Source organism: Actinomycetota bacterium (assembly GCA_035765775.1).
Taxonomy (GTDB): domain Bacteria; phylum Actinomycetota; class CADDZG01; order JAHWKV01; family JAOPZY01; genus DASTWV01.
Genome location: DASTWV010000017.1, coordinates 1 through 12,546 on the forward strand (window position 1 = coordinate 1; position 12,546 = coordinate 12,546).

General features: G+C 69.9%; 14 protein-coding genes. 1 reads left to right on the forward strand and 13 read right to left on the reverse strand.

Going from position 1 to position 12,546, the window contains the following annotated elements; translation table 11 throughout:
- The 13 genes from VFW71_02770 to VFW71_02830 form a co-directional block, all read right to left on the reverse strand.
- On the reverse strand, positions 1 to 233 hold a 233-nt coding region (locus VFW71_02770; GenBank protein HEU5001688.1), incomplete at its 3' end, for a hypothetical protein.
- Positions 234 to 1,885: 1,652 nt separating this feature from the next.
- A complete protein-coding gene (gene gcvPB, locus VFW71_02775) occupies positions 1,886 to 3,376 on the reverse strand; it encodes an aminomethyl-transferring glycine dehydrogenase subunit GcvPB (protein HEU5001689.1) in 1,491 nt (496 codons plus the stop codon).
- Positions 3,373 to 4,704 (reverse strand): aminomethyl-transferring glycine dehydrogenase subunit GcvPA, encoded by a 1,332-nt coding sequence (gcvPA, locus tag VFW71_02780; protein HEU5001690.1) that lies wholly within the window; start codon positions 4,702 to 4,704, stop codon positions 3,373 to 3,375. The genes gcvPB and gcvPA overlap by 4 nt, the downstream gene beginning before the upstream one ends.
- Positions 4,705 to 4,739: 35 nt before the next feature.
- A complete protein-coding gene (gene gcvT / locus VFW71_02785; GenBank protein ID HEU5001691.1) occupies positions 4,740 to 5,846 on the reverse strand; it encodes a glycine cleavage system aminomethyltransferase GcvT in 1,107 nt (368 codons plus the stop codon).
- A complete protein-coding gene (locus VFW71_02790) occupies positions 5,843 to 6,190 on the reverse strand; it encodes a hypothetical protein (GenBank protein ID HEU5001692.1) in 348 nt (115 codons plus the stop codon). Before VFW71_02790 ends, gcvT begins: the two co-directional genes overlap by 4 nt.
- Positions 6,191 to 6,325: 135 nt before the next feature.
- On the reverse strand, positions 6,326 to 6,856 hold the full coding sequence (locus tag VFW71_02795; protein ID HEU5001693.1) for a MerR family transcriptional regulator: 531 nt from the start codon (positions 6,854 to 6,856) through the stop codon (positions 6,326 to 6,328).
- 188 nt (positions 6,857 to 7,044) lie between these two features.
- Entirely contained in the window at positions 7,045 to 7,536 is a 492-nt protein-coding gene (locus tag VFW71_02800; GenBank protein HEU5001694.1) for a bifunctional nuclease family protein, read from the reverse strand.
- 170 nt (positions 7,537 to 7,706) lie between these two features.
- Positions 7,707 to 8,309, reverse strand: coding sequence for a hypoxanthine phosphoribosyltransferase (gene hpt, locus VFW71_02805; GenBank protein ID HEU5001695.1), 603 nt, complete (start codon positions 8,307 to 8,309; stop codon positions 7,707 to 7,709).
- 13 nt (positions 8,310 to 8,322) lie between these two features.
- Positions 8,323 to 9,057 carry a MerR family transcriptional regulator gene (locus VFW71_02810; GenBank protein ID HEU5001696.1) on the reverse strand — a complete coding sequence of 245 codons (735 nt, stop codon included), beginning with the start codon at positions 9,055 to 9,057 and terminating at the stop codon, positions 8,323 to 8,325.
- A 14-nt stretch (positions 9,058 to 9,071) separates the two neighbouring features.
- Positions 9,072 to 9,581 (reverse strand): FHA domain-containing protein, encoded by a 510-nt coding sequence (locus VFW71_02815; protein HEU5001697.1) that lies wholly within the window; start codon positions 9,579 to 9,581, stop codon positions 9,072 to 9,074.
- Positions 9,582 to 9,735: 154 nt separating this feature from the next.
- A complete protein-coding gene (locus VFW71_02820; protein ID HEU5001698.1) occupies positions 9,736 to 10,398 on the reverse strand; it encodes a hypothetical protein in 663 nt (220 codons plus the stop codon).
- 67 nt (positions 10,399 to 10,465) lie between these two features.
- Positions 10,466 to 10,861, reverse strand: coding sequence for a glycine cleavage system protein GcvH (gene gcvH / locus VFW71_02825; protein ID HEU5001699.1), 396 nt, complete (start codon positions 10,859 to 10,861; stop codon positions 10,466 to 10,468).
- A gap of 70 nt (positions 10,862 to 10,931) precedes the next feature.
- Entirely contained in the window at positions 10,932 to 11,573 is a 642-nt protein-coding gene (locus VFW71_02830; GenBank protein HEU5001700.1) for a CDP-alcohol phosphatidyltransferase family protein, read from the reverse strand.
- Positions 11,574 to 11,636: 63 nt separating this feature from the next.
- On the opposite strand from VFW71_02830, the gene VFW71_02835 reads away from it, so the two are divergent.
- A complete protein-coding gene (locus VFW71_02835; GenBank protein HEU5001701.1) occupies positions 11,637 to 12,506 on the forward strand; it encodes a PHB depolymerase family esterase in 870 nt (289 codons plus the stop codon).
- Positions 12,507 to 12,546: the final 40 nt, after the last annotated feature.

The following is a 12,546-nucleotide window of genomic DNA, read 5'->3' on the forward strand; positions in this document are numbered from 1 at the left end:
AGGGCGACCATCTCGCGTGCCGCCCGGGAGCCCATGCCCGCCCGGTAGCCCAGGAACGAGGCCATGGCCGGGGTGCCCTCCCAGCCCCGGGCGGTCTCGTAGGCCGCGACCCAGCACAGCGCCTGGCACTGGGCGGCCGCCACCTGGCCGAGCAGGGAGACCACCGCGTCCCCCAGGGCCTCGGTGCCGAAGTCCTCGGGCGGGAACAGATCCGTGGTCGGTTGCTCGAACATGTGTTCTAGTCTACCACACCCATATCGCAACCATGCAAGGGATGTGGCAAGAAATCTTGAGAATCTTTGTGCTGTTCTGGCGCGGGTACTGGCTGGTGGGATCTGAGGGCGGCGTCGACGCTTCTGCCGGTGCACCCTTCTATGTCATCATCGGCGGGCCACCACCTGAACGCTCCCATCGTGGGGATCGCTGTCTCGAGAGCCGGGTCTGGTCGCTTGGTTCCGACGGAGGATCTACTCCTCCGGCGATGCCTCCTTCTTCGGCGCCATGAGGGCCCGCACCTCAATTGCCAGCTATCGTCGGATGACGTGCCTATGGAAGTACAGCGTGGCGAAGAGCGGGTGCGTCCTTGCCGTCACCCGGATCTCCGCCGGCAGAGTGGCCCGCAACTGCTGCAGTGTGTCGCTATCCCGTCCCGTAACGGCAAGACCCACCTCGCCATCGAGATCGCCATCGCGCCGCGCGCGGCCGGCCGGCGGGTGCGCTTCGTCACCACCAACCTCCCCGCGGCGAGTGGACCAAGATCTTCCCGGAGCCCCGCCTGTGCAAGACCTCTTCGGCCCGCTATGGCTTGAGCCCGAAGCGCCGTGCCATGGCAAGCAATTCGTCTGGGTGTCGGCAAGAAATAACGAGATGGTCTCCAGTCACCAGAATCAGCTCGCAACCTAAAGCCGGCCTTAGAGAAATGGGCGACAAGAGCACTCTTATAGCGAACGGAAGCACCGAAAAACAAGCCCGTTTCTGGCTGGCCGGCGCAGGGCTAGCGCTGTTATCTGGAAGCTGGTCGCCATGAAGGATGGTCCTACCTGTTGTCCGAATAAGACTAAGGCAAGTTCAAACCGTGTTGCGGAGAGTCTATAAGCTAGTCGCACGCCGCTAAATAGCACCGCCATCAGTAGGCAGAGACTCCATAAAACAGGAACGCTTCCGGACTGGCGAATCCCATGAGGAAGCAGACGCAGAACCCCACCGACCAACATTACGGTGGATATCGCAGTGCAGGCGAGTGCGACGCCGGTTTCTAGACCTCCGTACGGCCATTCCGTCGCTTCCCAAATTGGCAATTCTTCCCGCGGCGCTCGTCGTTCAGCCGCTACACTTGCTTACGAACCAATTACCATGGGAACTGGCTGCTGCGGGTAGCTAGGCCCGGCGAGCCCAACCGTTTACTATGGCCTTCCTATGATTCATTCATAACGCCTTGACCAGTTCGTTTGTACGTGGCATGCAAAAGTCCCCACTGGTGGCCACTTAGAACGCCCCACGGACTCGGGGCTTGTATCGGAGCCCATCCCATAGCTCTTGAGGCCGAAGGGTCCGGTTGGTAGCCGATCGAGGAAAAGCCTTTCCTGATGGCGTCGTTGGTGCGGTCTACGCATATTGCAGTGGTGACACAGCTCCGCCCAGTTGGGCAGCCGCAACTGGGCGGCAAGACTCACCCGAGGCCGGGCTCTGCGTGGGCACCACAAGCAGCTGCCGCACCGTTTTGGCGCCCCTCCGATGTGGGGGGATGTCCTCGCGAAGCACCTGCGGCCATCTGGCTCAATAGCCGAGGCCGACTGGTGACCCCTATTCCAAATTTCGTTCCTCTGATGCTCGGATCCGGCGCCACCTGCATCATCGCCGTCCGTCCGGGACGGTCCGGCTCGCCCTACTCGTCCAGCCAGGGCGACCCCGGCTCCCACCGGACGTGCAGGCGCCGTGCCGCCCGGGCCTCGTCCAGGCGCCCGACAGGCGCCGTCACGGGGGCCTCGTGCAGCAGTTCGGGGTCGGAGGAGGCCTCCCCCGCAATCTGCAGCAGCGCCGCCGCCAGGGCGTCCAGGGACTCCCGGGACTCGGTCTCGGTCGGCTCCACCATCATGGCCTCCTCCACCACCAGCGGGAAGTAGACGGTGGGCGGGTGGAAGCCGAGGTCGATCAGCCGTTTGGCGACGTCCATTGCCCGCACCCCCTTCGCCCGCAGCGGCTTGGCGGTGCACACGAACTCGTGCATGCAGGTGCCGGGGTGGGCCTCGGGATAGGCTTCCCGCACGAGGGCCCGGAGGTAGTTGGCGTTCAGCACCGCCCGCTCGGCGATGCGCACCAGGCCCTCGCCGCCGAGGGAGCGCAGGTAGGTATACGCCCGCACCACGACGCCGAAGTTGCCGTGGAAGCCGTGCAGCCGCCCGATCGACTGCGGCCGATCGGTGTCCCAGAACCACCGGTTGGCGGCCTCGTCGTAGCCCACCACCGGGCTGGGCAGGTACTGGGCGAGCCGGGCGCTCACCGCCACCGGGCCGGAGCCCGGGCCGCCACCGCCGTGGGGGGTCGTGAAGGTCTTGTGGGTATTCATGTGGACGATGTCGAAGCCCATGTCGCCGGGGCGTACCTTGCCCAGGATGGCGTTGAAGTTGGCGCCGTCGAAGTACAGGAGCCCCCCGGACCGGTGCAGGGCGGCGGCAATGCGCTCGATGTCGGTCTCGAACAGGCCCAGGGTGTTGGGGTTGGTCAGCATCAGGCCGGCGACGCTGGGGTCCAGGGCGGCTTCGAGGGCTGCCAGGTCCACCAGGCCCCGCTCGTCGGAGGGGATCTGGCGCACCTTGTAGCCGCCCAGCGCCACACTGGCGGGGTTGGTGCCGTGCGCCGAGTCCGGGATGAGCACCACGGACCGGGGGTGGCCCTCGGTGGCGGTGTGATGGGCGCGCATGATGAGCAGGCCGGTCAGCTCGCCCTGCGCCCCGGCGGCGGGCTGGAAGGTAACCCGCGCCATCCCGGTCAGCTCGGCCAGGTACTGCTCCATCTCCCAGAGCAGCTGGAGGGCGCCCTGAACCTGGTCGGCGGGCTGCCAGGGGTGGATGTTGCGGAACCCGGGCAGGCCGGCGACGTCCTCGTGGACTTTCGGGTTGTACTTCATGGTGCACGACCCCAGCGGGTACACCCCGACATCGATCGCCCAGTTGCGCTGCGACAGCCGGGTGTAGTGGCGGACGAGGTCGAGCTCGGAGACCTCGGGCAGGCGAGGCGGCGAGGCCCGGCGCAACCCGGGCGGGATGAGGCCCTCCGCCGGCGACCCCGCCGGCTGCGCCACCGATGAGGCCCGGCGCCCGGGCGCCGAGACGTCGAAGATCGTCTGGGGCTCCGGCCCCCGTGCCCTGCCGCTCATGCCACCACCTCGGCCAGCGCCTTGGCCAGCCCCTCGATCTGCTCCGGCGTCCGCCGCTCGGTCACCGCCACCAACAGGTGGCTGGCCAGCTCGGCCGACGCGACCCCCAGGCCCGGTCCGACGAGGTACCCCCGCTCCGCCAGGCCGGCCGCCACCCGCTCGGCATCGCCGGGCACCTGCAGGGCGAACTCCTTGAAGAAGGGCGCCGCGAAGGCCAGGCGGCAGCCGGGCACCGAGGCCAGGAGGTCGGCGGCCTGGTGTGCCCCGGCCAGGCAGGACTCGCCCAGCTCCACCAGGCCCTGCGGTCCCAGCCAGGAGAGGTACACCGTGGCCGCGATCGCCAGCAGGGTCTGGTTGGTGCACACGTTCGAGGTCGCCTTCTCCCGGCGGATGTGCTGCTCGCGGGCCTGGAGCGTCAGGACGAAGCCGCCCTTGCCCCGGACGTCCACGGTGGCGCCGACGATCCGGCCGGGCACCCGGCGCACGTGCTCCGGGCGGGTGGCGAAGTAGCCCAGGTAGGGCCCGCCGTACAGCAGCCCGACCCCCAGGCCCTGGCCCTCGCCGACCACCACATCGGCCCCCAGCGCCCCGGGCGCCTCCAGCACCCCGGCGGTGGTGGGGTCGAAGACGACGACGAGGAGGGCACCGGCGGCGTGGGTCGCCTCCGCGATGGCCGCCAGATCCTCCAGGCACCCGAAGAAGTTCGGCTGCGCCACCACCACGCAGGCAGCCCCGGCCAGATCGCCCAGGTCCCCGGTCACCCCGTCCCCTGCAGCGGTGGTGGAGAAGCTGAACCCCCGCGCCCCGCCGTTGGTGCGCGCCACCGCGGCGTAGTTGGGGTTCAGGGCGCCGCTCAGCACGATCCGGGAGCGCCCGGTCGCGCCGGTGGCCAGGTTGATGGCCTCCACCAGGGCGCTCGCCCCGTCGTACAGGCTGGCGTTGGCCACCCCCATGCCGGTCAGCTCGCAGATCATCGACTGGAACTCGAACAGCACCCCGAGCACCCCCTGGGACAGTTCGGGCTGGTAGGGCGTGTAGGAGGTGGCGAACTCGGCCCGGAACGCAAGATGGGCCACTGGCGAGGGGACGTAGTGGTCGTATGCCCCGCCGCCCGCGAAGCACACCAGCTCACCGGTGGGACGGTTCTTGCGGGCAAGGCCCTCCATGAGGGCGAGGACCTCGGCCTCGGGCATGCCGTGGGGCAACGCCAGGTCCCGCCCCAGGCGTACCGAGCCCGGGATGGGGGCGAACAGGTCTTCGATGCCGGTGAACCCGGCGGCGGCCAGCATGGCCTCGATGTCTGCTTCAGTGTGCGGCGTGTAGTCCAACGGATGCTCCCGGCTGGTGGTGATCGTCCCCCGGGCTAGCTCCCCGCCGCCGCCGCCCGGCCCCGGGCCACGAAGGGCGGGACCACGACGGTCGCCGGCACCTGCTTGCCCCGGACGTCGATGTCCAGCATGGTACCTGGCTCGGCGGCCTCAGGGTGGACATATCCCAGGCCAATGCCGGTCTTCAGCGTCGGCGAGAAGTTGCCGCTGGTCAGCTCCCCCACCTGGCGCGAGCCCGACAGGACGTGTTGGCCCGCCCGGGGGATCCCCGGTCCGGAGGCCTGGAGGCCGACGAGGCGCCGGCTGGGCCCGGCCTCCCGGACGCCGACGATGGCATCGCGGCCGGTGAATGCCGGCTTGTCCCAGGCCACCGCCCAGGAGAGGCCCGCCTCCACCGGGTTGTGGTCGACCGAAATCTCGTGGCCGTGGAGCGGGTAGCCCATCTCCAGGCGGAGGGTGTCCCGGGCGCCCAGCCCGATCGGCAGGATGCCGTGCGGCGCTCCCGCCGCCAGCAGCCGGTCCCAGATCCGGGGGGCGTCGTCCCAGGGGACGAACAACTCGAAGCCGTACTCCCCGGTATACCCCGTCCGGGCAACCTGGAGCGCCACCCCGTCCAGCGCGATCTCCCGGAACCGGTGCAGCTTCAACTCGACCGCCCCGGGCAGCAACTCTTCGGCCATGGCCCGGGCCCGCGGCCCCTGGAGGGCCAGGATGGCCCACTGGAACGCCGCCTCGGTGATCTCGGCGTCGAAGCCGCCGGCCGCGCGGGAGTCCGCCAGGCATGCCTGCACCGCCTTGGTGTTGGCGGCGTTGGGCACCACCAGGAAGTCGGCCGCCCGCCGGTAGACGAACAGGTCGTCCACGATGCCTCCCTCGGGGGTCAGGCACAGGCCGTAGCGTGCCCTCCCGACCTCCAGGCCGGACACCGCCCCGGTCACCACCATGTCGACCAGCGCCCCGGCATCGGGCCCGGTGACCAGCACCTTGCCCAGGTGCGAGACGTCGAACAGCCCCACGCGCTCCCGGACGGCGGTGTGCTCGGCCACGACGCCGGACACCTGCAGGGGCATGTCCCAGCCGGCGAAGTCCACCATGCGGGCGCCCGCGGCGACGTGGGCGTCGTGCAGGGGCCCGCGGATCACGCGTCGCGGGTGAGGTCGAGCCCGGTCACCGGGGCGTCCGGGTCCAACCCGGCTGCGCTCGCGGCGGTGGGCGACTCCAGGCCGTACTTGACCAGCAGGCTCAGGTAGTCCCGCTGGTAGAAGATCTTGCAGCGCACGTCCGGATACAACTCTCGCAACCTCCGTACTTTCCGGTTCTTCTTGGTGACGAGCTTCTGGTTGAGCGTCGTGATCTCGATGTAGACGTCGTAGGCTGGCAGGTAAAAGTCGGGGGTGAAGCGCTGCGTGACACTACCGTCCGCGCCCCAGTCGATGTCGAATGAGCGGGGCTCGTAGTCCCACTCGATCTGGTAGAAATCCAGCAATCGGGCGAATTGCCGCTCGGAGTGGTGAGCGAAGGCGACGGTGTCGCTGCCCGGAAGCGCTTCGGAGTCAGATGCTGCCTCGGCACCCTCCGGGGGCCGCGATTCTGTGGTGCTGCCGCTTTTCGTGCGGATCGCCTACTCCTCCCCGGCCCTTCCGCCTGGGATGGCTCGCCTCGCGGCGGGCACGACGGGCGCATCCTCGACGTCGTCGGGTTGCCCGTGTCCCCCCACCTCGTCAGCCGCCGGGCGGAGCTCGGAGACGGATCCCCGAAGGCCCTGGATCACCGGGTCGATGGCGATGCCGAAGACGCCCTGGCCCCGGCGCAGGACGTCGACCACCTCGTTCTCCGAGTGGCAGGCGTAAATCGAGTTGCCGTCGCTCACCAGGGTGACCCCGCGGACGTCGTCCCCGAGGCCCCGCAGGTAGTCGATGGCCGCCCGCACCCGGTGCAGGCTGACACCGGCGTCGAGCAGCTTCTTGATGAGCTTCAACTCGACCAGGTCCCCGAAGGAATAGAGCCGCTGGCTGCCGGAGCCCTGCGCCGGCTGGATGCTGGGGGTGGCCAGCTCCGTACGTGCCCAGTAGTCCAGCTGCCGGTAGCTGATGCCGACGATCTTGCACACCTGGGGGCCACGGAATCCCCGCGTCGCTACTGCCTGCAGCATAGAGGCCGCCTCCATTCCTTGGACAAGTCGATGGCTCCGGGCAGGCAGGTTCCAGACCGTGTGGGCTGGCACTGAACGTCCGAGATGCTCCGACCCCGTGAGGCTAAAACCCGGCCGGAGTGGGAGTCAAGGTTTAGAGCGTCACAAAAACCTTACGTTGACGTCGAGGGTTTGTGGCCCCCGACGTGTCACTGGTTCTTGAAGTCCTCAGGCGAGACCTGATCGAGAAACTCACGGAACTTTTCGACCTGAATGTCGGGTGCTTCCTCGGCCTCGTCCTCCCGCATGTTGATGCTGGCTTCCTCCAGGACCTCCTCGGCGACGAAGATCGGGGCGCCCGCCCGGACGGCGAGGGCGATGGCGTCGGAGGGCCGGCTGGAGACCTCGTAGGAGGCTCCCCGGGTCCGCATGCGGATGGCGGCGTAGAAGGTGCCCTCGCGCAGCTCGGTGATGTCGATCCCCTCCACCGTCACGCCCACCTCGTCCAGCACGGACTTCAGGAGGTCATGGGTCATGGGGCGCTGGGTGACCACTCCCTGCAGGGCGAAGGCGATGGCGGTCGCCTCGACGGCGCCGATCCAGATGGGGAGGAAGCGAACCCCGTCGCGTTCCTTGAGCAGCACGATGGGCTGGTTGGTCGGCAACTCGACCCGGACGCCAACGAGCGTAACCTCGACCATCGTCACCACCCGCGGAGGGCACGTCCCCGCCGACCATCGGCGGTTCGGCCACCCGGCGAAACCCGGGAGGAGCACCCCCCAGACGCCCTCAGACTAGCACAGGGACACGCCCCTTCCCCGGCCCGGAGGCGGCTGCGGGCGGGGCTCGGCGGGGGCGGGCTGACCCCCCGTCAGGCTTCGAGGATTGGGAACAGCGTGCCCGCCAGGGCGTCGGGTGCGGCCGCCAGGGCGGCCACGTCGGTCACCGCCAGGAGGTCCGGGAGGTTGCGGTAGCGGCCGTGCAGGTCGAGCCCGTAGCCCACCAGGAAACTGCTGGTCTCAAAGCCCGCATAGTCCACGGGCAGCTCGGCAATCCGCAACACCCGCTTGTCGATGAGGGCGCAGATGCGCAGCGATGCCGGGGCCCGAGTCTCCAACGTGCGCAGCAGGTAGGCCAGGGAGAGCCCGGTATCCACGATGTCCTCGACGATGACCACGTCACGCCCGTCGAGGGGCTGTTCCAGGTCCTTGACGATGCGCACCACGCCTGTGCGGTCGGCTTCCGAATAGCGGGAGATGGACATGAAGTCCACATCGGCGTCGATCGGCATCTGGCGCACGAGATCGGCGAGGAAGATCACCGACCCCTTCAGCACCGAGATCAGCAGGGGCCGCTCTCCCGACGCCGCGCTCGCCACCGCCAGGTCGGCCGACACCGCTGTGGCCAGCTCCCGGACCCGGTCATGGATCTGCTCCCGGGTATAGGCGAGCTCGGCGAGGGCGGCGGGAGCCACGTCGGATCCGCGCTCAGCGCTGCAGGTGCTGGCGGAGCGTCGAGCGGAGCAGGAGGCCCTTCAGGCGGGAGGAGAGCTTGGCGAGGTCGGACAGCGACTGGACGGCCCGGCGCCGGCTGTCGTTGGACCCGCCCCGGGGCACGACCGCCTGCTCGAACAGACCCGCCTCCCGCTCGGCGAAGTGCCGGTACATGCGCAGGTGGCGGGGCTCGATGCCCACTTTGGCGAAGTCCCGGGCGATCTTGGCGATCATCAGGTCGTCTTCGTCGTAGAAGACGCTCCCCTCCAGCGGATGGGCGTCGATCAGCCCGTATTCCTGCAACTCCTTCAGCTGCTCGGTGGCCAGGCCGCTGGCCGCCGCCAGCTCATCGAGGCTCAGGTGGAGCCCGCCGACGGGCGTGTCGAGGTCGTCCTCGGGTGCGTAGGGCACGGTGCTGGGCGCCGGCGTCCCGCTGGCGTCGGTCCCGGTACTGTCCGCCCGAGCCGGAGCGGGGGCCGCCGGGGCTTCGGCACCATCCGCCTCGAACTGCTCGAGCTTGCGCCGGATGATCTTGAGCGGCATGAAGTTGTCGCGCTGCAGGCGCAGGATGTACCGCAGGCGGGCAAGGTCCTGTTGGTAGAACTTGCGGTAGCCCGAGGGCGTGCGCTCCGGCTCGATGAGCCCCTCCGCCTCCAGGAAGCGGATCTTGGAGACGGTCACCTCGGGGAACTCCTCGCGCAGGGACTTGAGCACGTCCCCGATGCTCATGAAGGGGCGGACGCTCACGCTCGCGGCGGGCCTCCGGTGAAGAAGACGAGCTTGAACTTCCCGATCTGGATCTCGTCGCCGCTGGCCAGCGGCGTGGTGTCCACCCGGTGACGGTTCACGAAGGTCCCGTTGAGGCTCCCGACGTCCTCCAACTGGAACGCACCGTCCTTGCGCCGGATCTCGGCGTGGCGCCGTGACACGGTCACGTCATCCAGGAAGATGTCACTGGAAGGATTCCGGCCGCAGGTCACGACGTCTTTGTCCAGGAAGAACTTCGTCCCGGCGTTCGGCCCGCGCCGGACGACGATGATGGCCCGGCCCTCCTCAAGTTCGTCGATCGGGACGGAGAACTCCTCCTCACCGTCACCTTCGGTCTCGAGGTTGAAGGTGACAGTGGTGTCCTCACCCCCCTCTTGGCCCGGGGCGGAGCGGCCGCCGGCGGCGTCCGGTCGTAACGGGGCCCCGCAGGTGCCGCAGAAATTCGCGCCTTCTGGGTTGCGGTTCCCGCAATTCGTACAGAACATTGCCTCTCCTCGCCCGAGTATTCGACGCTCGCCTGAATCTAAACCATACCTAGAGGGTTGTGCAACGACCGACATCAGCCCTGGTGTGTACCCCGCTGTCCCGCGTGCAACCTCCCTTCGATCGGGCGGGCTGGGCGACGGCTCGCCCGGGTCCTCAGGGCGGAGAAGGACCGTACTCGTCCGGCTCCGGAGACCGTACCGTGGCCGGCCCACCCCAGAGACTCCCGAACCCATCCCGCACTGCTCGGGCCAGATCTTGCCATGTCGTGCCCGGCCTGACATGGTCCAGGCAGGTGGACCGCTCGTCCGGCATGCTCCCGAGCAGGGTGGCGGTGCGGGCTCGCTGGTCGGCGATCGGCAGCGACCCGTGCTGCAGGAACCACCCGCCCCGGCGCACCTGGGCGCTGCCGCAGATCTTCCGCCCGGCCACGGACAGGTCGGCCCCGGTGGGCACGGCGAAGCAGTCGAGCGGCCGCCCGGCAGCCTCGTGGTCCGCGACGCCGGCGTCGACCCCCAGCGTGGCGAGACCCGCGGACAACGCCTGGGCGATCCACCCGTACGCCTCCCGGACGCTGCGCCCGCCGTCGGGCGCGACCACCGAATAGGTCACGTCCCCGTCGTGCAGGACGCACCCGCCTCCCGTCGGGCGGCGCACCACCGCCACCCCTGCCTCCCGGCACCGGGCTGCGATCTCCCCGGGCAGGTCAGTGTGCACCCCGATGCTGAGCGTGGGCCGGGCCCAGGCGTAGACCCGCACGACGGCCTCGCGCCGCTGCCGGGCGAGGGAGGCGGCCAGCACAGCGGCATCGAGCGCCATCGTCGCGTCCGGCTCCAGCAGCCCGGCCTCCAGCAGGCACCACCCCCCGGGGGGCGCGCCCGGGCCGCTAGCCCTCGTCGAGGCTGGCGACGAGAGTCTCGTAGTCACCGGCGCTGAGCAGCTGGTTGACCGCGTCCGGATCGGAGACCCGGATGACGGCGAGCCACCCGTCGCCGTAGGGGTCCTGGTTCACGGCGGCGGGGTTCTCCCGGCATTCGGCGTTGACCTCCTCGACGGTGCCGCTCACCGGGGCGAAGACGTCGGACACCGACTTGGTGGACTCGACCTCCCCCATCGGGTCGCCGGCCGTGACCTCGGCCCCCTCGGCGGGGAGCTCCAGGTAGACGACGTCGCCCAGGCGCTCCTGGGCGAAATCGGTGATCCCGATCCTGCAGAGCCCGGCTTCGACGCGTACCCACTCGTGCTCGGTGGTGTAGCGGAGGTCGGGGGGGATGGCTGACATGGATCCTCCTTCGTGGCGGGCTGCGATCGGGCCGGCGGGTTGTGGCGGCGTGCCGGAAGGGTAGCGAACCTTAGCGGCTTCCGCCGCCTGTCTGGGCCTGGCCAGTCCCGCCCGCCCGCGCCGCCCCGCGCCGGATCTCGGTGGCGTACAGGTACCCGGCCGCCCAGTAGAGCGCCGCGCCGAGGATCAGGAACACCAGCGCGGTGTCGTGCACCCCGGCCGCCGCCGAGCGCTCGCCGTGCACCCCGCTCACCTTCATGACTGCCCCCAGGGCGGCGAACCCGAAGCCGACGAAGATCGATGCGGTTGCCCGCTTGCCGGTCCGGTTCACCGGCAGCCGGGGGATCCCCTTCTTCTCGAGGGCCAGGAACGCCGCCATGATGATGACGTCCCGGGCGATGATGAACCCGGACAGGATCCAAGGCACGGTGCCCCTGGCCCCGAACGCGACGAGAACGGCGATAATGACCAGCCGGTCGGCGAGCGGATCGAGCAGCTTGCCCAGGTTGGAGACCTGGCCGGTCGCCCGGGCGACGAACCCGTCGAGGAAGTCGCTGACGCCCACCACGACGAGGATGACCGTGGCGGCGAGGACGTGGCCGCTCAGGTACACCCACAGGAACACCGGGAGCGCCAGGAGCCGTGCGAACGAGATGAGGTTGGGGATGGTGAAGACCCGGTCGAGCACGACCTCCCCGGGGGGATCCGCCACAGCGCCTCCTGTTGGGTCGGGCGGCCCTTGGGCGGGCGCCCGAGCGACGATGATATAGGCAAGGTGCGCAGCGTCGAAGGGTTCGTCTGGCACAGCGAGCGGCGGGTGCTCACCGCCGGCGGGCGCGCGCGGGTGTACCGCCTCTACCGGCCCCGGGGCCTGTCCCGGGGCAACCGGGTGCCCCTCGTGATGGTGCTGCACGGCGGCTTCGGGTCCGGGGCGCAGGCCGAGTACGCCTACCGGTGGAACGACCTCGCCGACGTGCACGGCTTCGTCCTGTGCTACCCGGACGGCCTCGGCCACTCGTGGAACGCCGGCACGTGCTGCGGGCCGGCGGTGCGGGAGGGGGTGGACGACGTGGCCTTCCTGGCCGCCGTGCTGGAGGAGGCGGGTGCCACCGAGGGGGTCGATCCCCGCCGGGTGTACGCCGCCGGCATCTCCAACGGGGCGATGATGGCCTACCGCCTGGGGTGCGACCTCCCCGGGCGCCTGGCGGCGATCGGCTCGGTGGCCGGGACCATGGTGTGCGAGTGCCGCCGGCCGGCGCCCATCTCGGTCCTGGCGATCCACGGCCTGGAGGATGCCAACCTCCCCTTCGGGGGCGGCATCGGGGCGAAGGCCTTCGAGCCCACGCCCCGGCCCCCGGTGCTCTCGGTCATGGACGTCTGGCGCCAGGCCGGCCGCTGCGGTCCCCCCCGGGTGATCGAGGCGCCCCCGGTGCGCACCGAGAGCTGGTCGGGTCCGAACGGCATCGAGGTGCGCCTGACCACCATCGCCGGCGCCGGCCACCAGTGGCCCGGCGGCCGCCCCCCGGCACCCCGGGTGGCCCGGGCGCTGCGGCTGGACCCGCCCAGCCCGGCGCTGGATGCCACCGCGGTGCTGTGGGACTTCTTCGCCGCCCATCCGCGTCTGGAGGCGCCGGCCGGCCGGTAGCGCGGAGTGGCGCCCGGGGCCGCAATGGGCGAGGATCAGG

Excerpts from the sequence above, each read along its gene's own strand:
- gcvH (HEU5001699.1), bottom strand. The coding sequence starts at position 10,861 with ATGTCAGCCATCCCCCCCGACCTCCGCTACACCACCGAGCACGAGTGG.
- VFW71_02795 (HEU5001693.1), bottom strand. The coding sequence starts at position 6,856 with ATGCTGCAGGCAGTAGCGACGCGGGGATTCCGTGGCCCCCAGGTGTGC.
- VFW71_02820 (HEU5001698.1), bottom strand. The coding sequence starts at position 10,398 with ATGGCGCTCGATGCCGCTGTGCTGGCCGCCTCCCTCGCCCGGCAGCGG.
- VFW71_02810 (HEU5001696.1), bottom strand. The coding sequence starts at position 9,057 with ATGAGCATCGGGGACGTGCTCAAGTCCCTGCGCGAGGAGTTCCCCGAG.
- gcvPB (HEU5001689.1), bottom strand. The coding sequence starts at position 3,376 with ATGAGCGGCAGGGCACGGGGGCCGGAGCCCCAGACGATCTTCGACGTC.
- VFW71_02800 (HEU5001694.1), bottom strand. The coding sequence starts at position 7,536 with ATGGTCGAGGTTACGCTCGTTGGCGTCCGGGTCGAGTTGCCGACCAAC.
- VFW71_02815 (HEU5001697.1), bottom strand. The coding sequence starts at position 9,581 with ATGTTCTGTACGAATTGCGGGAACCGCAACCCAGAAGGCGCGAATTTC.